18 protein-coding genes and 1 pseudogene are annotated in these 22,504 nt (G+C 58.8%); 12 read left to right on the forward strand and 7 right to left on the reverse strand.

Annotation, left to right across the window (positions count from 1 at the left end):
• Position 1: 1 nt before the first annotated feature.
• From parC to LG290_RS05415, 5 genes and pseudogenes are all read left to right on the forward strand, one after another.
• On the forward strand, positions 2 to 2,278 hold the full coding sequence (gene parC, locus LG290_RS05395) for a DNA topoisomerase IV subunit A (RefSeq protein ID WP_499836557.1): 2,277 nt from the start codon (positions 2 to 4) through the stop codon (positions 2,276 to 2,278).
• Between the two features lie 3 nt (positions 2,279 to 2,281).
• Complete coding sequence (serB, locus tag LG290_RS05400; protein ID WP_499836558.1) at positions 2,282 to 3,487, forward strand: phosphoserine phosphatase SerB; 1,206 nt, start codon at positions 2,282 to 2,284, stop codon at positions 3,485 to 3,487.
• A 3-nt stretch (positions 3,488 to 3,490) separates the two neighbouring features.
• Positions 3,491 to 4,369 (forward strand): ion transporter, encoded by an 879-nt coding sequence (locus tag LG290_RS05405; protein WP_499836560.1) that lies wholly within the window; start codon positions 3,491 to 3,493, stop codon positions 4,367 to 4,369.
• A 358-nt stretch (positions 4,370 to 4,727) separates the two neighbouring features.
• The gene (gene leuA / locus LG290_RS05410; protein ID WP_499836561.1) at positions 4,728 to 6,437 is read left to right on the forward strand and encodes a 2-isopropylmalate synthase; all 1,710 of its coding nucleotides are present in this window, start codon (positions 4,728 to 4,730) and stop codon (positions 6,435 to 6,437) included.
• A gap of 317 nt (positions 6,438 to 6,754) precedes the next feature.
• Positions 6,755 to 6,913: pseudogene (locus tag LG290_RS05415) on the forward strand (IS1595 family transposase); the annotation flags it as partial.
• 104 nt (positions 6,914 to 7,017) lie between these two features.
• On the opposite strand, the gene LG290_RS05420 reads toward LG290_RS05415, so the two are convergent.
• A complete protein-coding gene (locus tag LG290_RS05420; protein ID WP_499836562.1) occupies positions 7,018 to 7,467 on the reverse strand; it encodes an RES family NAD+ phosphorylase in 450 nt (149 codons plus the stop codon).
• Complete coding sequence (locus LG290_RS05425) at positions 7,464 to 7,880, reverse strand: Xre family toxin-antitoxin system antitoxin (RefSeq protein ID WP_499836563.1); 417 nt, start codon at positions 7,878 to 7,880, stop codon at positions 7,464 to 7,466. The genes LG290_RS05420 and LG290_RS05425 overlap by 4 nt, the downstream gene beginning before the upstream one ends.
• A 195-nt stretch (positions 7,881 to 8,075) precedes the next feature.
• Between LG290_RS05425 and LG290_RS05430 the strand changes: the two genes are divergently transcribed.
• A complete protein-coding gene (locus LG290_RS05430) occupies positions 8,076 to 9,185 on the forward strand; it encodes a hypothetical protein (protein ID WP_499836564.1) in 1,110 nt (369 codons plus the stop codon).
• Between the two features lie 83 nt (positions 9,186 to 9,268).
• Here LG290_RS05430 and epmB read toward each other — a convergent pair whose 3' ends face one another.
• The gene (epmB, locus tag LG290_RS05435; RefSeq protein ID WP_499836565.1) at positions 9,269 to 10,309 is read right to left on the reverse strand and encodes an EF-P beta-lysylation protein EpmB; all 1,041 of its coding nucleotides are present in this window, start codon (positions 10,307 to 10,309) and stop codon (positions 9,269 to 9,271) included.
• Between the two features lie 60 nt (positions 10,310 to 10,369).
• Between epmB and efp the strand changes: the two genes are divergently transcribed.
• Positions 10,370 to 10,936, forward strand: coding sequence for an elongation factor P (efp, locus tag LG290_RS05440; RefSeq protein WP_499836566.1), 567 nt, complete (start codon positions 10,370 to 10,372; stop codon positions 10,934 to 10,936).
• Positions 10,933 to 11,907 carry an EF-P lysine aminoacylase EpmA gene (gene epmA, locus LG290_RS05445; protein ID WP_499837038.1) on the forward strand — a complete coding sequence of 325 codons (975 nt, stop codon included), beginning with the start codon at positions 10,933 to 10,935 and terminating at the stop codon, positions 11,905 to 11,907. The genes efp and epmA overlap by 4 nt, the downstream gene beginning before the upstream one ends.
• A 17-nt stretch (positions 11,908 to 11,924) precedes the next feature.
• Here the strand turns inward: epmA and asd are convergent, their stop codons facing one another.
• From asd to rsgA, 3 genes are read right to left on the reverse strand one after another with little or no spacing between them, the layout of a single operon-like run.
• Positions 11,925 to 12,812 (reverse strand): archaetidylserine decarboxylase, encoded by an 888-nt coding sequence (asd, locus tag LG290_RS05450; RefSeq protein WP_499836567.1) that lies wholly within the window; start codon positions 12,810 to 12,812, stop codon positions 11,925 to 11,927.
• A gap of 8 nt (positions 12,813 to 12,820) precedes the next feature.
• Complete coding sequence (locus LG290_RS05455; protein WP_499836568.1) at positions 12,821 to 13,651, reverse strand: sulfurtransferase; 831 nt, start codon at positions 13,649 to 13,651, stop codon at positions 12,821 to 12,823.
• A 23-nt stretch (positions 13,652 to 13,674) separates the two neighbouring features.
• Positions 13,675 to 14,709, reverse strand: coding sequence for a small ribosomal subunit biogenesis GTPase RsgA (rsgA, locus tag LG290_RS05460; RefSeq protein WP_499836569.1), 1,035 nt, complete (start codon positions 14,707 to 14,709; stop codon positions 13,675 to 13,677).
• 197 nt (positions 14,710 to 14,906) lie between these two features.
• On the opposite strand from rsgA, the gene LG290_RS05465 reads away from it, so the two are divergent.
• From LG290_RS05465 to orn, 4 genes are all read left to right on the forward strand, one after another.
• On the forward strand, positions 14,907 to 16,343 hold the full coding sequence (locus LG290_RS05465) for an efflux transporter outer membrane subunit (protein WP_499836570.1): 1,437 nt from the start codon (positions 14,907 to 14,909) through the stop codon (positions 16,341 to 16,343).
• Complete coding sequence (locus tag LG290_RS05470; RefSeq protein WP_499836571.1) at positions 16,340 to 17,554, forward strand: efflux RND transporter periplasmic adaptor subunit; 1,215 nt, start codon at positions 16,340 to 16,342, stop codon at positions 17,552 to 17,554. Before LG290_RS05465 ends, LG290_RS05470 begins: the two co-directional genes overlap by 4 nt.
• Entirely contained in the window at positions 17,547 to 20,660 is a 3,114-nt protein-coding gene (locus LG290_RS05475) for an efflux RND transporter permease subunit (RefSeq protein WP_499836573.1), read from the forward strand. Before LG290_RS05470 ends, LG290_RS05475 begins: the two co-directional genes overlap by 8 nt.
• Positions 20,661 to 20,815: 155 nt before the next feature.
• On the forward strand, positions 20,816 to 21,397 hold the full coding sequence (gene orn / locus LG290_RS05480; protein WP_499836574.1) for an oligoribonuclease: 582 nt from the start codon (positions 20,816 to 20,818) through the stop codon (positions 21,395 to 21,397).
• A gap of 2 nt (positions 21,398 to 21,399) precedes the next feature.
• Here the strand turns inward: orn and queG are convergent, their stop codons facing one another.
• Positions 21,400 to 22,500: a tRNA epoxyqueuosine(34) reductase QueG gene (queG, locus tag LG290_RS05485; protein ID WP_499836575.1), complete on the reverse strand. Its 1,101-nt coding sequence runs from the start codon at positions 22,498 to 22,500 to the stop codon at positions 21,400 to 21,402.
• Between the last annotated feature and the right edge of the window lie 4 nt (positions 22,501 to 22,504).

Raw genomic sequence — 22,504 nt, forward strand, 5'->3', positions numbered from 1 at the left:
CATGGTAATGGATATTCAAGTGGCGGAGGGTGACGTCGAACGTCTTTCCCTGCGTGACTACACCGAAAAGGCGTACCTCGACTATTCGATGTACGTGATTCTGGATCGGGCCTTGCCCAATATCGGCGACGGCATGAAGCCGGTGCAGCGGCGTATCATCTATGCCATGCGCGAGCTGGCGTTGAACGCCAGCGCCAAGTACAAGAAATCGGCGCGCACGGTGGGCGATGTGCTGGGCAAGTTTCACCCCCATGGTGACAGCGCCTGCTATGAAGCCATGGTGTTGATGGCGCAGCCGTTTAGCTACCGCTATCCACTGGTGGACGGCCAAGGCAACTGGGGGAGTCCGGACGATCCCAAGTCGTTCGCCGCCATGCGCTATACCGAAGCCAAGCTTTCCCGGTTCGCCGAAGTATTGCTGGCCGAGCTCGGCCAGGGCACGGTGGACTGGACGCCCAATTTCGACGGCACCATGAATGAGCCGGTAGTGTTGCCGGCGCGCTTGCCGCATGTGTTGCTCAATGGCGGCACCGGTATCGCCGTGGGCATGGCCACCGACATTCCGCCGCATAATGTGTCCGAAGTGGTCGAGGCGACCTGTCATCTTCTGCGCCATCCCGAGGCGACCACCACGGATCTGATGGAATTCCTGCCGGCGCCGGACTTTCCCACCGATGCGGAAATCATCACGCCCCCCAGCGATCTGAAAAAACTTTACGAAAGCGGGCGTGGTTCGGTGAAACTGCGCGGGCGTTATGTGCGCGAAGGCAGCCATATCGTGATCACCTCGCTGCCGCATCAGGTCAGCGGTGCCAAGATTCTGGAACAGATCGCCGCCCAGATGAATGCCAAGAAGCTGCCCATGGTGGCCGACCTGCGTGATGAATCGACCCACGAAGAACCCACTCGCCTGGTGATCGAGCCGCGCTCCAATCGTGTGGATGTCGAGGCGCTGATGGCGCACCTCTTCGCCACCACCGACCTGGAAAAGAGTGTTCGCGTCAACATGAACGTGATCGGGCTGGACGGCCGACCAAGCGTCATGTCGCTACCCGTCATGCTGGGAGAATGGCTGCGTTTTCGCCGTAGCACGGTGCGTCGGCGTCTCGAGCATCGGCTGGGCAAGGTGGAAGACCGCCTGCACCTTCTGGAAGGCTTGCTGACCGCCTACCTCAATCTCGACGAGGTCATTCGGATCATTCGCGAAGAAGACGAGCCCAAGGCACAACTGATAAAGGCATTCGCGCTTTCCGATCGTCAGGCGGAAGCGATTCTGGAGCTGCGCCTGCGCCATCTCGCCAAGCTCGAGGAAATGAAGATTCGCGGTGAGCAGGATGAGTTGGAAACCGAGCGCAAGCGCTTGAGCGCCTTGCTCGGCAGCGAAGCCAAACTGACCAACCTGATCGAGAAGGAAATTCGTGCGGCAGGCAAGGAGCATGGCGATGCTCGCCGCTCGCCGCTGGTCGAACGTGAAGATTCCAAGGCGCTTTCCGAAGTGGAATTGCTGGGCGCCGATCCGATCACCGTGGTGCTCTCGGAAAAGGGCTGGATTCGCGCCGCCAAGGGCCATGATATCGACCCCGAAGGGCTTTCGTACAAGGCCGGGGATCGCTTTCACCTGGTCGCTCGTGGCAAGACCAACCAACCCTTGGTGCTGCTCGATGACACCGGCCGCGCCTATACCTTGGCAGCACATAACCTGCCCAGTGCGCGCGGCCAGGGCGAACCGGTGACCGGCCGGGCCAATGTGGCGGCCGGGGCGCAAATGACGGGATTGATGTTGGGGCCTGCGCAAAGCCGCTTCCTGCTGGCATCCGACGGTGGCTACGGCTTTATCGCGACACTCGAGGCATTGACCGGCAAGAACAAGGCGGGCAAGGCCGTGCTGAGTGTGCCCAAGGGGTGCAATGTGCTGCCACCCGTACCGGTGCCTCAGGTTGAGGGCGCGGCTGAGGACGAAGCCCGAGCCTTGTGGGTGGCGGTGGTTTCCAACGAAGGGCGTCTGCTGTTGTTCCCCTTGGATGACTTGCCGCAAATGGCCAAAGGCAAGGGCAACAAGATGCTGGATATTCCCGGGCCGAGGGCGGCGCGGCGCGAAGAATTTGTGCGTGATATCACGGTGCTGGCCCGGAATGCGGCCTTGGTGCTGCATGCCGGCAAGCGCAAATTGACCCTGAAAGCAGTGGATCTGGCATATTATCGCGGTGAACGTGGCCGGCGAGGCAGTAAACTGCCGCGTGGCTTTCAGAAAGTGGATCGAATTGAGGCAGGGGACTAACCCATGGCAAAACGTCTGTTGATTCGCGCCACCGGCATGGCGCGTCCCGGCCAGCTGGCGGGGTTGGGCAAGGCACTGGCCGGCAGTGGTGCGCGGCTTCTGGATATCAATCAGAGCGTGACGTTCGGCATGCTGTCACTGGAAGCCTTGGTGGGGCTGGATCACGACAGTGCTCTTGAAGCCGCTCTCAGTGACGCCGGGGATGCCCTGGGGCTGGATGTGCAAGCGATTGCGGTAAGTGCCGAGGATTATTATCGCTGGAGCAGTGAGGCCAGCCAGCCGCGTTTGATTTTGACGCTACTCGCGCCACGCCTGCCCGCCGGCATCCTGGCCGAAGTAGGCGCCCTGACTGCCGAGTTCGGCTTGACGGTGGAGCTGATCCATCGGCTTTCCGGCCGGGAGCCGCTGGATGGCGAACCCCCCGAACTGGGTGCTTGCGTGGAATGCTGGCTGCGCGGCGAAGCCGTCGACCTGGATGCCCTGCGCGTAAAGGCCTTGGCACTGGGGGCTCAGCACGGCGTGGATATCGCTCTGCAGGAGGACTCCATCTGGCGCCGTCATCGTCGCCTGGTGTGTTTCGATATGGACTCCACCCTGATCCAGGCTGAAGTGATCGACGAGTTGGCACGGCGCCACGGCGTCGGCGATGAGGTGGCGGAAATCACCGAGCGCGCCATGCGCGGCGAGCTGGATTTCCAGCAGAGTTTTCGCCAACGCATGAGTAAGCTCAAGGGCCTGGATGAGTCGGTGCTTGCCGATATCGCCGAGAACCTGCCGCTCATGGATGGAGTCGAACGCTTGATGCGCCACCTCAAGCGCCTGGGGTATCGCACCGCGATTCTCTCCGGCGGTTTTACTTATTTCGCCCGCCATCTTCAGGAAAAGCTCGGTTTCGACGAGATTCATGCCAACGAACTTGTCATCGAGAACGGCAAGGTCACCGGTGAGGTGCGTGAACCCATACTGGATGCCAGCCGCAAGGCGGTATTGCTGGAAGAAATTGCTCACCGGGAAGGCTTCAGCCTGGAGCAGACCATTGCTGTCGGCGATGGCGCCAATGATCTTCAGATGCTGGCCAAGGCTGGGCTGGGGATTGCGTTTCGCGCCAAGCCGCTGGTACGTGCCCAGGCACGGCAGGCGATTTCAACCTTGGGAATCGACGCAGTGTTGTACTTGATCGGCTATCGTCAAGTCGATCTGGAGGAGTAAGCGGTGAGCGAAGCGCCAAAAAACGAGCCCTTCATCAGTTGGCAGGGGCGCCTTGAGCGCCTGCGCTCGAACAAGCTGTTCGAGATAGGGGTGATTTCGATCATCGTCATTTCGGCGCTGATGATCGGCGCCAAGACCTACGAGGAAACCACGCGTTTCGAGCAGTGGCTGCTGTACCTGGATGTCGCGGTTACGGTGTTTTTCCTGATCGAGATATTGATCCGTATGGCCGCCGAACCCAACCTGCTGCGCTTTTTCAAGCAGGGCTGGAATGTGTTCGATTTTCTGATCGTTACCGCCAGCCTGATTCCCATGGATGATTCGGAAATGGTGCTGTTGGCGCGCCTGCTGCGGATTTTCCGGGTGCTGAGGCTGGTGTCGATGATCCCTGAGTTGCGCATGTTGCTGGCGGCCCTGGTCAAGTCGATTCCCCGCATGGGCTACGTAGTGCTGTTGATGTTCATCATTTTTTACATCTACGGCGCCATCGGCAGCTTCCTGTTCAATGACGTGGACGAGCAGCTTTGGGGCAATATTTCCCTAGCCATGCTTACGCTGTTTCAGGTGGCGACGTTCGAGAGTTGGGCCACTGCGGTGATGTATCCGGTAATGGAAGATTACCCCTACAGCTGGATCTTCTTTCTTACTTTCATCTTTCTCAATGCTTTCATTTTCCTCAATATGATGATCGGGATTGTGCTGGATGTCATGCAAAAGGAGAGCGCTCAGATAGAGCTGGAAAGCGGGGAAGGTGAAGTGGCCGAGATGCACGGTCTACGCGACGATGTCCGGGCCTTGCAAGCTCAGCTCGACCGGATGGAAGCGGCCTGGAAAACACCGGCTGTGCAAGACGGCGGTCGGGATAGAGAAAAAGAGTCTTGACAAGTATCGCCCAGACTGATTTTCTAAGGGGTATGACTACCCCATTGAACCGCCTCGCACTAGACCTACGACTACTAGCCCGCCGCTGAAGCTTCAAGCGCCGGGCAATGCCTTCTGCATTGTCGTTTGTTTTATCAGTTGCGAGGTTTTCAATGTCTTACATCACTTTCACTATTTCAACCTGTGCCACCCGATTCTCCCGATCTTGCTGCATGAATAGCCGCTCGGGCTGTTCATCGTTTGACTCTCGCGCCCCCTCGCACATTGTTGCGATGGGGCGTTTTTGGTCTGCGCCGCCAGCGCATTCCCAGCCCTATTCCCAGCCCTATTTCGCTACCGTTTAATCAGGAGAGCCGCCATGATGTTGTCTGATCCCTCCAAGAAATATCGTCCCTTCGTCGCCATTGACCTGCCCGACCGTCAATGGCCGAGCAAGCGCATCGAAACCCCGCCCCAGTGGTGCAGTGTCGACTTGCGTGACGGCAACCAGTCGCTGATCGACCCCATGGACCAGGAGCGCAAGCAACGCTTTTTCGACTTGCTGGTGAAGATCGGCTTCAAGCAGATCGAGGTGGGCTTTCCTTCGGCCTCGCAGACCGATTTCGATTTCGTGCGCACCCTGATCGAGGAAGACCGGATCCCCGAGGACGTCACCATTCAGGTATTGACCCAGGCACGTACCCATCTGATCGATCGCTCTTTCGAGGCACTCAAGGGCGCCAAGAGCGCCATCGTGCATGTGTATAACGCCACCGACCCGATGTTCCGTCGCGTGGTGTTCAATGTCGACAAGTCCGAATGTGTCGAGATTGCGGTAGACGCCACCCGGCAGATTCGAAAGCGCATGCTCGAGGCGCCGGAAACCAACTGGACGTTCCAGTACTCGCCGGAGCTTTTCACTACCACCGAGATGGATTTTGCGGTGAAGATCGTGGAAGCGGTGATGGACGCTTATCAGCCCACGCCCGAGCACCGCATGATCGTCAATCTGCCGGCCACCGTGGAAGTCGCCACCCCCAACAATTATGCCGACCAGGTGGAGTGGTTCTGCCGCCACGTCAATAACCGCGAAAGCCTGATCGTCAGTGTGCACCCGCACAACGACCGGGGTACCGGGGTGGCCGCCGCCGAGCTGACCTTGATGGCCGGTGCCGACCGGGTTGAAGGCACCTTGTTCGCCAATGGCGAGCGTACCGGTAACGTGGATATCGTCACGCTGGCGATGAATATGTACACCCAGGGCGTGCATCCCCAGCTGGATTTTTCCAATATCACCCCGGTCATGCGTGAAGTGGAATATTGCAACCAGCTGCCGGTGCATCCACGCCACCCCTACGTGGGCGATCTGGTATTCACCGCTTTTTCCGGCTCCCACCAGGATGCGATCAAGAAAGGCATGGCCGCCCGCCGTGAAGACCCTGAGGCAATCTGGGCGGTGCCCTATCTGCCCATCGATCCTCTGGATGTGGGGCGTTCCTACGAAGCCGTGATCCGCGTCAATAGCCAATCCGGCAAAGGCGGGGTCTCGTACCTGCTGGAACAGGAGCACGGCATCGAGCTTCCACGCCGGTTGTCCATGGAGTTCAGCCAGGTGGTGCAGGAAGTCGCCGAGCGCACCGGCAAGGAGATCACCTCTCAGATGATTTACCAAGCGTTCGCCGACGAGTACCTGGAGCAGGACCGTCCGATGGCATTGGTCAATCATCGCCTGTCATCCGAGCCGGATAGCCCCAAAGTCACCCTGGAAGCCATGATCGAGTCCAATGGCGAGCGTCAGTCGCTGCAGGGTGAAGGCAACGGCCCGCTGGCCGCCTTCATCAAGGCGCTGGCCGCCGCCGGGCATGACGTGGAAATCATCGATTATCATGAGCACTCTCGCGGCCAGGGCGCCGATGCCGAAGCCATCGCCTATGTGGAAGTGCGTATCGAAGGCAAGGCGGTCTTCGGCGTGGGCACAGACGAAAGTATCACCAGCGCTTCGATGAAAGGGGTGTTGAGTGCGATCAACCGCCACCGTTCAAATCAGCTACCGGCGGCCAACGTCACGGCTGAAACGCTGGTTTCGTAGCGCAACATGCTGACTAAGCATGCTCGAAAAACGACAGCCCGAAAGGGCTGTCGTTTCCAGACATATCAGAAGTTCTTTTTCTGAGTTCAAAAAGTTTTCCTGATTACTCACCTCAGTCAGCCATCAGGTCAGCCTTGAGCTTCAATTAAAAAAATTTTATTATCAATGAGTTATCGGAATTTTTCGCAACCCTTTCCAGTTCCAACCCGGCCTGTCGCTGCCGGCCTTGATCGAACAGTACGGCACGGAAGAGCAATGCCGTGCGATCCTCTACCGGCTTTGTTGACCCAAGGGGTTCGTATGTCCCGACTGCGGCAAATGCCATCCGTGGGCAGCACGCCCCTCGCTACCCGGCCGAGTTCGAGTACCGCTTCAATCGACGCTATGACCTCAAGGCCATGATCCCGCGCTTTCTCGCGGTGGCAGTAAAAACGCCGCCGATGCCTTACCGACTGCTGAAAATGGCTGAGCCATAAGCGTAATCAGGTCTACCTGTGGAGGATGTCCTGCGTGAGCTGCTTAGTTGGCTGGATAGCCGCTAGCTCACTGCCAAGTGCAGAGGCGAATGCTCACTATCCTGCTAACTCATCAACCTGGAATCGAGAGGAAACTGCTCAACTGAAAGTGCGGCAAGGCTGGCTTCCGGGTGCCGTGGGTTAAAAAGATAGTTGCAGTTATGCGGCACAATCACCGTGGGTACTTTGAGCAGTAAAGAGCTACTTTCATTCAGCCAATTTGTACCTAGCGAGCGGGTCAGGTGCTGTTGCTGATGCCAGATTTCTGGCAAGTCATTATAAATAGACGCTTCGCTGGTTGTTGGCGGTAGCTCAACGCGCAGTAGCGTGAAGCGATCGGGTAGCTCATCAATGCTCATTTCGAAGTTAACGAGCACTTCAAGCAGTGCGGTGGCCGGTGAGTCAGCCAGATACACCACCGGCTGGCCTTTATGATGCCAGCGGCCAGCTGTGATGGTGCCCCCGATGCCCGAAAGATCTGTATGGTTTGAAATGCGCCACAGCACCTTGATCACGCCGTAAAACCATAGTGAAGCTGCTGAAGAAGCTCTTCTACCGCTTCATAGCCTGGGGTAGTGGTCACTGCCGCTAAAGCACTTATTCCCCCTAACGCACGGCGAGGTTTCTCTAACCAGCGAATCGCTTTTTCACGGTTGCCGAATACCTCTTCGGCAAGAATGACAATTCTACTCGTGCGGTAGAGGCGGTCGCCCTCGTCTTGTGTCAGTGGCTTTCCTTTGGAGCGTCGGTGATCATGAGTGCGGCGATTAATGATCCCAGCACCGTATGCATCAATGCCGTGCTCTTTACGTAGTCGATCAAGCGCATCGAGCGGTACACCTTTGCGGATCAGCTCATCCGAGCGTGTGCCTACGGAGCCGCCCATTAGCGCGATGACTTCACTTTCCACCACATCGGTACCTTCCATCGAAGCGCTCCCTTTCACCTGGCATGTCATCAAAGTATAGGTTGGATCATGCTGTTCGGCAATTTGCTCATCATATCTGCGCAAATTGCTGGATTTTTAAAAATTGTCAATTTAGCGTGTCATTTGCATAAATAGGCCGTGGCGATAAAGTCTGTTAAATAGCCTGATAGCAAAGCCTCAACGGGAGAAACGGTCATGCGTATTGGGCGGGTGATACGTACTGGGTGGTTGACAGTAGTGGTAGCCATCGTGGCAGCGGCGATGTTTTCAGCCGCAGCCTCTCACGAGCCGTTCGAGGCCAGGCTGGTACGCCTTGAGGCGCAGCGGGCACTCCCTGCGCTAGCGCCGACGCTTGCACAGGAATCGCCGGAGATCAACGCGCTGTTTCTCGGCTACGCCTCAGAGCAGGCATTATGGATGAGCGCTTCTCTGGCGATGTTGCGTTATGGAGATGTGGCCCGCGCAGTGTTGCTGGAGTACGGCCTGTTACCTCAATTTCAGCGGGTGCTGGTACGCTTTGGCGCCGATACTGTGCTCCCTGTGAGCTACTTCCGTACTCATGATGTGGCTACGCTGAGCGCGCAACACTGGATTGGTGAGCGCTATCGGCAAGTCAGCCGCTGGTGGAGTAATGAGGGTGTATCCACGAATGCGCAGTTGACCCCTTACCGCCGTGGCCAAATGGGAATTGCGCTACTCAACGACAATGGCCACGCGCTGCTTAACCAGTTTGTGGTAAGCGACCAAGGCCGGGTGGAGTGGTTACAGGGTGAGCGAGTGGTGACGGGGGTCAGCGACTTCTTCACCAGTGGCCTGCGCGATTTGGAAAGCCAGTGGCGGCGAGGTGAAGCGATTGGCTCAGGCGATCTCGGCTGGGCGGGTATGGATCTGTTAGTGATGGCCAGCACCGTCAAGGTGCTGCGGGTGGGAAGAGCCGCCCGTGCCACTCGGGTGGGCAATATGGAAGCACAGGGCGCTCGCACTGGTTTGCGCCAAGGCGCGTTGGCCACTGGCGGTCGTTTCGCGGCCTTGCCGCGTATGGCCAAAGTCGCGGCGGTGGCGACCACGGCCTATGTGGTGATTCGCCACCCCAGTCTGGTGAGCGCGTTAGGCGCCAATCTCTCAAGCTGGCTCGGCTGGCCGGTATGGTTCGGCCAGTTTCTTATCTGGCTGATCGTGCTATTGCCGGTACTGATCATTGCGCGGTTTGTCTATCGCTGGCTACTCACACCGTTGCTGTGGCTGTTGGTGCCTGTTGTGCGGCTATGTTTTAAGCGTGCAAACCGTGCGTTAGCCAAACTGTAGTGGTCCACTTATCCCAGACAGTGTTTCAAGTTTTTCTTCCGCGACCACAGGTGGCATGCCGTCATTGAATTTGTGCTTCTATGTTAAAGCGGCGTCTTGCTCAATTCGCCGGGGATCTCGCGCACCAGGCGCGGCATCAGAAATCCCGGCAGTTTGACCCTCAGGCTTGCGACCAGCTCGCGAGCCTCGTCGTCCGGGACATTGAAATGGGCGGCGCCCGTCACCGGGTCGAGCACATGCAGATAATAGGGCAGCACCCCGGCATCGAACAGACGCTCGGAAAGGATTGCCAGGGTATCGCTGTCATCGTTGACGCCGCGCAGCAGAACGCTCTGGTTGAGTAGCGTCACGCCTGCCTCCTTCAGTCGCTTGCAAGCCGCGACCACTGGCGTATCGATTTCCTGGGCATGATTGATATGCAGCACCATGACTTTTTGCAAGCGGGTGCCGCTCAGCCAGCCGAGCAGGGCGTCGTCGATGCGCTCGGGAATCACCACCGGCAAGCGGGTGTGAATGCGCAGCCGTTTTATATGCGGGATGTTTTCAAGCTGCTCGACTAACCATCCGAGTTGACGGTCGTTGGCCGCCAGGGGGTCGCCGCCGGAAAGAATCGCTTCATTGATCGAGGTGTCATCGCGCAAGTAGTCCAGGGCTTGTTGCCATTCGGCACGAGAGGGCGAATTTTCCGCATAGGGAAAATGGCGACGAAAACAGTAGCGGCAGTTGACCGCGCAAGCAGGGCTGGCAATCAACAACACTCGCCCCGGGTATTTGTGAATCAGCCCGCTGGCTGGTCGATGCTCGGCTTCGGCAAGAGGGTCGTTGACATAGCCGGGGGTGGCAAGGCTTTCCTCGTTGAGTGGCAGCACCTGGCGCAACAAGGGGTCGAAAGGGTCGCCTGGGCGCATACGGGCAGCGAATGCTTCGGGAACGCGAATCTCGAACAAGGCATGGCCTTGCTCGGCGCCGGGCAGCCAGTTTGGTTCAAGCCCAAGGCGTCGGCACAGCTCGCGAGGGTCGCGAATGGCTCCCGCCAGCTGGCGCTGCCAGCTGGCGGGAGGCGGTGCATCACTGGCGACTACCTGAGTCTTGGTCTGCACATTGGCGGGGCTTCGGGTTATCATGCGGCGCACCAGTCATTACGGGCGAAGCTTGAACTTCGCTGAATATTTATCGAGGGCAATATGGCGAACTATTCTACCAATGAATTCAAGGGCGGTTTGAAAGTCATGCTCGACGGCGATCCTTGTTCTATCGTCGAGAACGAGCTGGTCAAGCCGGGCAAGGGCCAAGCGTTCAACCGCGTCAAGCTGCGCAACCTGATGACCGGCCGCGTGGGTGAGCGTACCTTCAAATCCGGTGATTCGCTGGAAGCCGCCGATGTCATGGACCTGGAGATGGAATATCTCTATACCGACGGTGACATGTGGCATTTCATGAAAACCGACGGCTCCTTCGAGCAGTACGCTGTGGAAAAGAAAGCCTTGGGCGATACCGCCAAATGGCTCAAGGAACAGGTGCCCTATACCATCACGCTGTGGAACGACAAGGCCATTTCCGTCACCCCGCCCAACTTCATCGAGCTGGAAGTGGTCGAAACCGACCCCGGTTTGAAAGGCGATACCGCCCAGGGCGGTTCCAAGCCGGCCACGCTTTCCTCGGGTGCGGTAGTGCGAGTGCCGCTGTTCATCAACCAGGGTGAAGTGTTGAAAATAGACACCCGTAGCGGCGATTACGTTTCCCGCGCCTGATGCTTGATTGGCAACCCACTGCCACGCTAGAAACGCTGCGCGCCCGCACTCGCCTGTTGGGCGAGGTGCGGGCGTTTTTCGCTGAGCGTGATGTGTGGGAAGTGGAAACGCCGGTACTGGGGCATGGTGGCAGCACCGATGTGCAGCTGGCCTCGCTCAAGGTTACTGCCACCACCCCCGAAGGCCCTGAACGCCTGTGGTTGCAGACCTCACCGGAATTTCACATGAAGCGGCTGTTGGCCGCCGGTAGCGGGGCGATTTTTCAGTTAGCGAAAAGCTTCCGTGATGGCGAAGTCGGGCGGCGCCACAATATCGAATTCACCATGCTGGAGTGGTACCGGCCAGGGTTTTCGCTGAACCAGCTGATCAAGGAATCCGCCGCCTTGATCGTTCGGTTACTACCGCAATCGCCCGGTCCCGTGAGCCACTATCGCTATCGCGATCTGTTTCGCGAATATCTGGCCGTCGACCCTTTCAGCGCCAGTACTGCGGTACTTGGGAAGCTGGCTTCCCGGCATGCCGGCACCGACATGAGCGGAGAAAGCCGCGATACCTGCCTTGATCTGTTGATGAGCCTGGTCATCGAGCCTCGGCTGGGCCAGGGCGAACTCAGCGTCGTGGTGGATTATCCCGCCAGCCAGGCGGCACTGGCACGTCGCCATCAGGACCCTGAAGACGGCGCCTGGGTGGCGTCACGCTTCGAGCTGTACCTGGCAGGGCTGGAACTGGCCAACGGTTACGATGAGCTTACCGATGCCGAGGAGCAACGCACCCGCTTTGCCGAAGACAATCGCGAGCGCCGAGCACTCGGCTTGCCCGAGGTGGATGTCGATAGTCGTTTGTTGGCGGCGCTGGAGCACGGCCTGCCCGAAGGCGCCGGGGTGGCGCTGGGTATCGACCGGGTGATTCAGCTGGCACTAGGCAAGAACAGCGTGGCCGAGGTCATGGCCTTTGCCACGCCTCGCTGTTAGCGGTTAATTATTGAAAGTTAGTCGTTAATCCTGCCTATCGACTGGCCCATCTGCACCATGCTGTTGGGGGAAAGATCGGCAAATTCCACCGGATTGGCGAAGCAGGTCACTACCGTGGAGCCTAGCTTGAATAGCCCCATTTCCTCGCCTTTTTCCAACTGGATGGGCCGGTCGAATCGCGTGCGCTGGGGCGTGCCGGAAAGCGGGGTTACCTGGCCGGCCCAGGCGGTTTCGATCGCTGCGACGATCATCGCGCCGACGAGCACCATGGCCATGGGGCCGTGCTGGGTATCGAAAATGCACACCAGGCGTTCGTTGCGCGCAAATAGATTGGGCACGTTGGCGGCGGTGGCCTGGTTGACCGAAAAGATCCGACCGGGGACGTAGATGGTTTCGCGCAATGTCCCGGTGAGCGGCATGTGCACACGATGATAATTGCTCGGCGAGAGATACACCGTGGCGAAGCTGCCCTTGCTGAACTCTTCGGCCAGGGCGGGGTCACCGCCGAGCAGCGTCTGCGCGGAAAACCGATGGCCCTTGGCCTGCACCAGCTGCCCGTCCTCGAGCTTTCCGTATTGCGAAAGCGTGCCATCGGTGGAGCAGAGTAGCCCCTCTTCAAGCGGGCGCGCATCCGCTTTCAGCACCCGGGTGAAGAAGGCGTTGAAAGTGGCGTAGGCGGTGGGGTCGGGCTCCAGCGCCTGGCTCATGTCGACATTGAAGCGTTTGATGAATGCCTTGATCAGCGCATTCTTGAGCCAGGGCGTGGAACAGTCGGCCAGCCGCCCCACCGCACGAGAAATGGCGTGATGGGGCAGGGGATACTGGATCAGGGAAAACAGCTTCCCCGGCAGGGTGTTCCTTAGCAGCGGATTTTTCGAATGATTGGTCGTTAAATTGTCGCGCACGATAACCCTTACTTTTCGATAGGCGTGTCGTCGCGGTTGCCCCACTCGGCCCAGGAGCCGGCATAGCCGCGAATCTTGTCAAATCCTAGGGCACGACCTACCAGCCAGGTGAAGCTGCTGCGATGGTGACTCTGGCAATGGGTGGCAATTTCCATGTCGGGCGTCAGGCCCATGACTTCCAGTTCCGTGACCAGTTCCGCGTAGTCGCGAATGCGCAATGCGCGGTTGCGATCCATGGCGGCGACCCAGTCCATGTTCACCGCACCGGGAATGTGCCCAAGGTGCTTGTTGTTGCCCCGTTCGCCGTCATATTCGGCCGGTGAGCGGGCATCCCATACCGCAAAATCCCTGTCGTTGAGCCGTGCCTTAATCTCGTCGCGGTCAATTGCGACCTGCGGATTGAGAATCTCGGCGTCATAGTCGCTCGGTGTGGGCGTGTTGGGCTGAGATTCCAGGGGCAGGCCGGCATCGCGCCAGGCATGAATGCCACCATTGAGGTAGGAATAACGGCTATGGCCGATCAGTTCCAGCGTCCAGAGAAGTCGTGCCGCCCAGCCACCGCCTTCGTCGTCGTAGGCCACCACATGGGTGTCGCGGGTCAGGCCGAGACTGCTGAACAGGCGTGACAAGGCGTCTTCGCTCGGCACCTCGTTGGGCACTGGGCCTTCACCGCGCATCAGCTGGCGAAAGTCCAGAAATACCGCGCCGGGTACGTGGCCCTGGGCATAACTGTCAGCATTCGAGGGCACATCGATGATCAACAGCGACGGCTCGTCCAGGTGTTCCTGGAGCTGTTCGGGTTCAATGATTAGCGGCAAGACGTTGGTTTCGGAACTCATCTGGCAGTCTCCTGGAAAGCGGTTCAGAGTGGGCTGGGGCCTGCCTCTAGACTATCGAGTATGCGGCGATAGCTGGCAAAGCGTTCAGGATGAATTTTGCCCGCCTCAACGGCTTCGAGCAGTGCGCAGCCCGGCTCATGCCGATGGCGACAGTCGCGGAAACGACAGTAGCCCAGAAAAGGATGAAATTCGATGAAACCTTCGGTGACTGCCTGCTCGTCCAGGTGAATCAGGCCGAACTCACGAATCCCGGGAGAGTCGATCAAGTCGCCTTCTTCGACGCCACCGCCGGTCAGTGGGTAGAGCCGGGCGGTGGTGGTGGTATGGGTGCCTTTGCGTGAATCTTCGGAGAGCGCACCGATGCGCAGTTGCTCATCGGGCAGCAGAAGATCGATCAACGAGGATTTGCCCACCCCGCTCTGGCCGACGAATACCGAGGTGCGCCCTGCCAGCAACTGGCGCAACTCGTCCAGGCCGTTTTCAGTGGCGGTGGTGGTGCGTACCACCGGATAACCAATCTCGCGGTAGCGTTCAAGCAAGCGTCCCAGTTCACCACCATCTTCGGGGAGAAGGTCGGTCTTGTTGAGTACCAGTACCGGGGGAATGCCGGTCGCTTCGGCGGCGACCAGGTAGCGGTCGATCAAGTTGGCATGCGGCGCCGGTTCCACGGCAAAGACGATCAGCAGTTGATCGACATTGGCGGCCACCGGCTTGAGCTGGCCGCGCGCGTCTGGGCGCTTCAAGGCGGTATCGCGCGGTAACTGCGCCACCACTACGCCGGAGCCGTCATTGGCGGCCCGCCAGATTACCCTGTCGCCGGTGACCAGACCGTCAAGATTAGCGCGCAGTTGGCAGCGCACCGGGGAGCCGTCGGTATCGTGAACTTCCAGGGTGCGGCCGAAATGGGCGACGACACGACCGGTCTGCTCGGCGCCGTATTCACCGGCAGCGAGCTTGTCGGTCTCTTTGACGTCGAGCTTTTCCGCCCGCTTGGCGCGTTCGGCCTGGATCTTTTCGACACGCCAGCGTTGCTGACGGCTAAGTTTGCGTTTGCTCATGATTACCCGAAGGGTCGTTACAGTAGCAGCATTGTAACCACCAATTATGCCGACTGTCCTGCTGTGATCGCACTGGGCGTCAAAACGACAGCTTGTTTATTCATTAATATGCATTATGTTGCTCCATGAGCGCGCAATAGCGTGTTTCAGTGAAAAGTAACCCACCGTAAATCTCATGAATTGATGGATTAGCTACAATGCAGCACGGGATGCGCTTCGTCATGTTGGTCACCCTGTTGGTCACCGGCTGTGCTCGGCAAGGCAGTGTGGATCTGCAGGCGCCACTGCCGGAAACGGCGGCGTTACCCACAGTGCAATCCCAGCAGCTGGGTGAATGGTGTCAGGCCTACCTGCCTAGCCCATTGAAAAGCCTGACCCTTCGCGCTCTGAAGAATAATCACGACCTGTCCATCGCCCGAGCCAATCTGCGTGAAGCACAAGCCTCGGCCCGTGCCGCCGGTGCTTCACGTTTGCCCAGCCTCAATCTGGAAGGTAGTGCCTCTCGCAGTCGTCTGGCTTCTGTGGGCGGTGTCTCGGCTGCTCCCGGCAGGAGTATGGATAGCACCATCAGCCGTTACCGGCTGGGTATGGCGATGCAATACGAACTGGATTTCTGGGGGCGGGTCGCCAGCGAAGCTGAAGCGGCGGCGCTGCAGGCGGATGCCAGTTGGGATGATTTACAGGCTGCACGGGTGACCCTTTCGGCGGAAGTTGCGCAGCGCTGGTTCGAGCTTGTGGCAATGCGACAAGTTACCGACCTGCTTCAAACGGAAGTAGCGGCTCGCGAGCAGATGCTGGAGCTTGTTCAGCTACGCTTCGCGCAAGGTCAGGCGCAGGGCTTGGACGTGGTGGAGCAGCGTCAGCAAACTGAAGCCATTCAGGGGGAACTGGCGTTGACACAGGCGCAGGCAGAGGTGGTGACCAATGAATTGCAGATCCTGCTGGGAGAGTCCCCGCTAGAAACGTTCGTGTATCAGCAAGAGCGTGGCTTGCCGTCATTGATGCCATTGCCCTTGGAGGGCATTCCCGCCAATCTGCTGCAGTTGCGACCCGACCTTTCCGCTACTGGAAAGCGCATGGCCGCAGCAGATCAACAAGCCGCAGCAGCGGTGGCGGAACGGCTACCCATGGTGCAACTGACCGCAGAAGCCTTCGGGGAATCACGCACGGTAACTGAACTCTTCGAGCAGATTTTCTGGAACTTGCTGGGGTCAGTGAATGTTGTGGTGTTCGATGGCGGACGGCTCAAGGCCCAAGCTGAAATGGCCGATGCCCAGGCCGAAGCAGCCATGGAGCAGTTTGCCCAGGCTTATCTCACCGCTCTGGCGGAGGTGGGTAACGGCTTGGTGTTGGAGCAGGGACGACGCTCCCAGCTCAACAGCCTGCGGGCCCAGGCTGAAGATGCCGACCGTGCTCTGGCGCTTTCACGTACTTACTACCTTCAAGGGGTTGTGGATTATCTTCGGGTGCTCAATGCGCAGCAGCAGCGCCTGCACGTTCAGCAATCGCTGATCGAGGCGCAGCGCGAACTCCTGGCTTCACGCTTACAGACTTGTCGTGCCCTGGGTTACTCAGCCGCTGAAGCTGACCTATCCGAGGGGGTAGCACCTCCCAGCGGAGCGAGCGCGCTATGAACCCGCCTCGGCGCAAGCATTTCAAAACCTGGCTTTGGCCGCTAGGGGTTATCCTCGCCGCCGTAGGCGTGGCGGCAGCGCTGATGCTCACGCAACAGCCTCCTCCCATGGTAGAAGAGGGGCCTAGAGAGCCATTGGTGGAAACGCTCACCGTTGAGTCTGGCACCCATCAGCTCGAAATTGCGGTTCAAGGGCCGATCACCGCGGCCCGCCGTGTCATCATCCAGCCCCAGGTGGCAGGGCGCCTGGACTGGATTCATCCTGACCTGGAACCTGGCGGGGTGGTTGAGGCGGGTGAAGCGTTGCTCAGGATAGAAGACGATGACTTTCGCTTGGCCGTACAAGAACAGCAATCTCGGGTGATCGAGGCAGACGCCCAGCTGCGTCTTGAGCTCGGGCGTGGCAAAGTGGCCGAGCGTGAGCTGGAAATGTTTCGTGGCGAATTTTCTCAAGACGCAAGCCCGGACCTGGCGTTAAGAGTGCCGCAACGTGAAACGGCACGCTCGCGGCTGGATGCCGCCCGTGTGGCGCTTGAACAGGCTCGCCTGCAGCTTTCGCGAACCGAAGTGACTGCGCCCTTCACCGGATGGGTTGAGCGCGAGCAGGCGGCGTTGGGTCAGTTGGTGAGTGCCCAGGCGGACGTCGCCACCCTGGTGGCCGCCAGCCATTTCTGGCTGCAGGTGTCGGTCGAGCGTGAGCGCCTGGCGCATATCGCTATTCCCGGTGTCACGGCGGATAGCGGGGCCGAGGTCGAAATCCATTACCCTCTCGATGAGCGCACGCTTACACGCAGGGGAAAGGTCGTGCGGTTACTGGGGGATCTCAGCCCACAAGGACGCATGGCCCGCTTGTTGATCCGCATTGATGACCCGCTAAGGCTCGAACATCCCGACGATGAACTTAGAGGTATCCCGCTATTGCTGGATTCCTTCGTTGAAGCGAGCATTATCGGGCCGCGGATGGATAATCTGGTCGAGCTGCCACGCCGGGCGCTGCATGAAGGCAAGCGGGCTTACGTCGTCGAGGCGGATAACACCTTGGCGGTCCGCGATCTGGATATTGTCTGGCGCCGCCGCGAAAGCGTGCTGGTACGCTCGGGGCTAAAGGGCGGTGAAAGGGTGGTTCTCAGTCCGCTGCCTTTTGCCTTCGAAGGCATGGCGGTGAGGCACGAAGCCCCCAAAGGCCGCGTGCAGGAGGGTGGCAATGAATGAATCCTCTACTCGGATGAGCCCCCTGGAATGGGCCGCCAGGCATCCGGTTTTTGCCAATCTGGTGATGGGGCTGCTGCTGATCGGTGGGTTATTTTTGGCCTTCGATGTTGAGCAGAGCGTATTTCCCGATATCGAGCCCAACCAGGTCATCATCACCGTGCCTTACGCCGGGGCTGCTCCCGAAGAGGTAGAGCAAGGCGTGGTGCTGGCGATTGAAGAGGAGGTGCGTGGCATAGAAGGGGTCGAACGGGTTCTTTCCACTGCCGCCGAAGGCCGGGCCACCGTGGTGGCGGAGCTTTTTACCAGCGCCGATCGGGATCGGGCGCGTACCGATATTGATGCTGCCGTGGCGCGTATCGTCACCTTTCCAGCCGGTGCCGAAGACCCGGTGATTCAGGTACCCGACCCCAGGGTGCAGGTGGTATCGCTGATGGTCTCGGCGCCGCTTTCTCCCGATACCTTGCATCGCCTCGGTGAGCAGTTGCGTGAGGCACTGCTGCGCGACCCTGATATCAGCCGGGTGGAAATCGGTGGTCTGCAACCGCCGGAAATCAGCGTGGAAGTGCCTCAAGCCAACCTTCGTCGTTATAACCTGAGCCTGCCGCAGATTGCCGGTCTTATCGACCAGGCTTCCATTGATCTGCCGTCCGGCGAAATCCAGGATAGCGGAGGTGACATTTTGCTGCGCATCACCGAACAGCGTGACCGCACGCAGCAATTCGCCACCATTCCCGTGGTCAGCCTAGCCGATGGCACCCAGGTTCGATTAGGCGATATTGCCACAATTCGCGAAGACTTTAGTACCGACAAGCTTGAGGCATTTCTGGATGGACAGCCTGCCATTCGCTTGAATGTTTTCCGTGTGGGTCAGCAAACTCCCATGGACGTTTCCAAGGCGGTGCATGCTGTAATAGCGCAACAACGCCAGCTGCTGCCTGAGCAGGTTCAGCTGCTCAGCTGGGATGATAATTCCGAGATCTATGCCGATCGCATGGGCTTATTGGTACGTAACGGCTTGATCGGCCTGGGGTTGGTGTTGGTGCTGCTGGGCCTGTTTCTAATGCCCCGCCTGGCCTTCTGGGTCACTGTGGGCATGGCGGTGTCCTTCCTGGGCGCATTTGCCTTCATGCCCTTGCTCGATGTTTCCCTGAACATGATTTCTTTGTTCGCCTTCCTGCTTGCCTTGGGGATTGTGGTGGATGATGCCATTGTGGTGGGAGAGGCGGCCTTCAGCCATCGTAACCGCGGGCTGGGCTCGCTTGATGCAGCGATTGCCGGGGTTCACGAGATGGCCAAGCCGGTAACGTTTGCGGTAACCACCACGGTCATCGCCTTTTTACCCTTACTGTTCGTGCCCGGAACCTCGGGGGATTTCTTTCGCAATATTCCGCTGATCGTGATCCCCATCCTCTTGCTGTCCTTGTTCGAGTCGTTTTTCGTCCTGCCGGCGCATATCGGTCATAGCCGTCAAACTGCCGACAACCGGGTTTCGCGTTTACAGCAACGCTTTACTCAGGCGCTTGAACGCTTCATCGCCGAGCGCTATACACCGTTTTTGCGCCTGGCGATCCAATGGCGCTATTTGACCCTGGCCTTGGGTCTGGCTGTCTTGCTGGTAGTGGCGGCAATCGTTGCCAGTGAACGTATCAGTTTTACCTTCATGCCGGAAATCGAAGGGGATAAGGTCACCGTCAGCCTGGAATTTCCTTTTGGAACCCCCGCTGTACAAACTCGTGCCGCCATAGAGCGTCTGATGACTAGCGCACAGGAGGTGGATGAGGAGCTTGGCAATATCAGCCAAGGGATTTTTGCTCAGTTGGGTAGAAGGAGCGAAGAAAATGCGATGGATGCGGGAGAAGGGGTTGAGGGCGCTCATGTCGCCTATGTTCAGGTTTTTCTGGTGAAAGCTGGGCGTCGAGAGGTGGGCGCGGGGGATTTCGCCGAGCGTTGGCGTGAGCAATTGGGCGAATTGGCCGGGGTGCGTACCTTGCGTTTCAGTACCGATGTCGGACCCTCCAGCGGTGAGGCCATTGCTATCGAGCTTGCCCATCAGGATCGTGAGCGCCTTGAGGAGGCCGCTCGTGGCCTGGCTGCTGAATTAGAGCAGTATCTTGGGGTAATCGAGATCGATGACGATGTGGAATTGGGTAAGCGACAACTGGATTTGCGTCTGTCACCGGCAGGCTATGCACAGGGCTTGATGCCTCAGGATTTGGCTCAGGTACGGGGGGCTTTTTTCGGCGCCGAGCCGCAGCGTCAGCAACGTGGGCGCCATGAACTGCGTATTTTCGTGCGTCTGCCCGAGGAGGATCGTGGTACACGTCATAGCATGGAGACGCTATTTATCCAGCTTGCTGACGGCGGGGAGATGCCGCTGGAACAGGCGGCCATCATCGAAAAAAGCCGGTCACCACGCAGCATTACCCGTACTGATGGGCGTCGAACCTTGACCGTCACTGCCGATGTGCAAGCCGGTGTCATTACCCCCAATGAAGTGATTGCCGATCTGGAGGCCCAAGTGCTGCCGGGGTTGCTAAATAAGCTGCCGGGGCTTGATTATCGCCTGGCCGGTGAGTTGCGCGATCAGCAGGATGCCTTGCAGGCTCTGGGCCGGGGTATGCTGTTGGCGCTACTGGCCATGTACGCACTGATGGCGATAGCGTTTCGCAGCTACGTGGAGCCGCTGCTGGTCATGTTTGCCATACCCTTCGGGGTGGTCGGCGCCGTTATTGGCCATCTCCTGATGGGCTATAACCTCAGCCTGATAAGTTTGATGGGGCTGGTGGCTCTGGCCGGGGTCGTGGTCAACGGCACGCTGGTGTATATCCTGGCCGTCGACAACCTGCGCCAGGAGGGGCGAGACGTCGGCGATGCCATCGTGGCTGGCGGCGCCCGCCGTTTTCGACCCATCCTGATTACGTCGCTCACCACCTTCTTTGGTCTGGCGCCGATGATTTTCGAAACATCCTTACAGGCACGCTTCTTGATTCCCATGGCCATCAGCCTGGGATTTGGCGTGCTTTTTGTGACCTTGATCGTGCTGGTGCTGGTGCCGGCGGTTTATCGCATCATTGAAGATGCTCGCCAATTGCGTAAGGCGGATTGAGTTGCCTGGATTGGGATGGTGTCTGGACAGGCGGTTGGCTAATGCATTTCACTGTTATAATGATGAGAATATTCAGATTGACGAAATCGGGCCTGACACATCCTACCAGGCCATTTTTCACAAGCCATCTTTTCAAGAACCGGGAACACTGACCAATGACGGATAACCCCCAGCCGCGCAAGGATGTACTCATATGGATCGATCTGGAAATGACCGGTCTGGATCCCAATCGCGAGCGTATCATTGAAATAGCCACATTAATCACCGACAACGACTTGAATATCATCGCTGAAGGCCCAGTGCTAGCGGTCAAACAGCCGGATAGCCTGCTTGAAGGCATGGATAACTGGAATCAGAAAACCCACGGTGAGTCAGGGTTGGTGACGCGAATCAAGGAAAGTACGGTGGATACCGCTGAAGCTGAGCGTCGTACCCTGGCATTTCTTAAAATCTATGCGGTGGCAGGGGTGTCTCCCATGTGTGGCAACAGTGTCCACCAGGATCGGCGTTTCATGGAACGGGAAATGCCCGAGCTCCTGGAATTCTTCCATTACCGCAATCTGGACGTCTCCACTCTCAAGGAGCTTGCCAAACGCTGGAACCCTGGGGCCACCGCCGGCTTCAAAAAGCGCAATGTGCACTTGGCGATGGAAGATATCAAGGAGTCAGTCGAGGAACTGGCGCACTATCGCGAGACCTTCTTGCGTGTGGATAGCATGCGTGATGAAGAGGAGTAACCCTAGCGATGGGCGATCAGCGCCGGGCGTTTGGCGTCTTGTTCTACCAGCGCCCAGGCGACGTGCTCACGCACCAGGGCGCTGGGATAGCTGCGGCGAGCGATCAGTGCCGCTTCAATAGCCGTACTCCAAGGGGCGTTGCCCAGGCCAATAGCCACATTTCGCAGCCAACGCTCATAACCGATACGCCGAATGGCACTGCCGGCGGTCTTGGCGAGAAATTCTTCTTCGCTCCAGGCGAACAGGCTCAGAAGCTCGGCGCGATCCAGATCATGGCGGGGGGCGAAGTCGGCTTCCCGGCTGGCGCGGGTGAAGCGGGTGAAGGGACATACCAGTTGGCAATCGTCGCAGCCATAAATCCGGTTGCCCATGGCGCGCCGGTAACGCTCGGGAATCGCACCGTGCAGCTCGATGGTGAGATAGGAAATGCAGCGGCGCGAGTCGACCACCTTGTCATCGACGATGGCGCCGGTGGGACAAGCGGTTCGGCAAGCATTGCAGCTACCGCAGTGGTCTTTTTCGAAGGGGGCATCCACGGGCAGCGGCAGGTCGGTATACAATTCGCCAAGAAAAAACAGCGAGCCTGCCTGGGGGTTGAGCAACATGGCGTTCTTGCCGAACCAGCCAAGACCGGCTTTCTGAGCCAGGGCGCGCTCCATTACCGGGGCGGAGTCGACAAAGGCGCGGTAACCGATGCGCCCGACCTCGGCCTCGATCTGCTGGGCGAGCCGAGCCAGGCGCTTGCGCATCAGCTTATGATAGTCACGCCCCAGAGCGTAACGTGATACATAGGCACGCTTGGGTTGGCCCAATACCCGGGTAGTTTCTACCTCGGGGGGCAGATAATCCATGCGCGCACTGATCACGCGCCTTGTGCCGGGTTCAAGTTCGTCGGGGCGCGTGCGTTTGGTGCCGTGCTTGGCCATGAAGCTCATGTCGCCGTGATGGCCGGCGTCCAGCCAGTGTTGCAGATAGGCTTCATGCGCCTGCAAGTCGATATCGGTAATACCCACTTGCTGGAAACCCAGCTCGCGGCCCCAGGTCTTGATCAGTGCCGCCAGACGGTCGAGCTCGGCAGCGGATATACAGCCAGTGGAAGGCATGCTA

The sequence above is a fragment of the Halomonas sediminis genome (assembly GCF_044871105.1).
Taxonomy (GTDB): domain Bacteria; phylum Pseudomonadota; class Gammaproteobacteria; order Pseudomonadales; family Halomonadaceae; genus Vreelandella; species Vreelandella zhuhanensis.

Coding starts and splice junctions, on each gene's coding strand:
- parC (WP_499836557.1), top strand. CDS start 2: ATGGTAATGGATATTCAAGTGGCGGAGGGTGACGTCGAACGTCTTTCC.
- serB (WP_499836558.1), top strand. CDS start 2,282: ATGGCAAAACGTCTGTTGATTCGCGCCACCGGCATGGCGCGTCCCGGC.
- leuA (WP_499836561.1), top strand. CDS start 4,728: ATGATGTTGTCTGATCCCTCCAAGAAATATCGTCCCTTCGTCGCCATT.
- LG290_RS05425 (WP_499836563.1), bottom strand. CDS start 7,880: ATGGAAGGTACCGATGTGGTGGAAAGTGAAGTCATCGCGCTAATGGGC.
- LG290_RS05430 (WP_499836564.1), top strand. CDS start 8,076: ATGCGTATTGGGCGGGTGATACGTACTGGGTGGTTGACAGTAGTGGTA.
- epmB (WP_499836565.1), bottom strand. CDS start 10,309: ATGATAACCCGAAGCCCCGCCAATGTGCAGACCAAGACTCAGGTAGTC.
- efp (WP_499836566.1), top strand. CDS start 10,370: ATGGCGAACTATTCTACCAATGAATTCAAGGGCGGTTTGAAAGTCATG.
- LG290_RS05455 (WP_499836568.1), bottom strand. CDS start 13,651: ATGAGTTCCGAAACCAACGTCTTGCCGCTAATCATTGAACCCGAACAG.
- rsgA (WP_499836569.1), bottom strand. CDS start 14,709: ATGAGCAAACGCAAACTTAGCCGTCAGCAACGCTGGCGTGTCGAAAAG.
- LG290_RS05465 (WP_499836570.1), top strand. CDS start 14,907: ATGCAGCACGGGATGCGCTTCGTCATGTTGGTCACCCTGTTGGTCACC.
- LG290_RS05470 (WP_499836571.1), top strand. CDS start 16,340: ATGAACCCGCCTCGGCGCAAGCATTTCAAAACCTGGCTTTGGCCGCTA.
- LG290_RS05475 (WP_499836573.1), top strand. CDS start 17,547: ATGAATGAATCCTCTACTCGGATGAGCCCCCTGGAATGGGCCGCCAGG.
- orn (WP_499836574.1), top strand. CDS start 20,816: ATGACGGATAACCCCCAGCCGCGCAAGGATGTACTCATATGGATCGAT.
- queG (WP_499836575.1), bottom strand. CDS start 22,500: ATGCCTTCCACTGGCTGTATATCCGCTGCCGAGCTCGACCGTCTGGCG.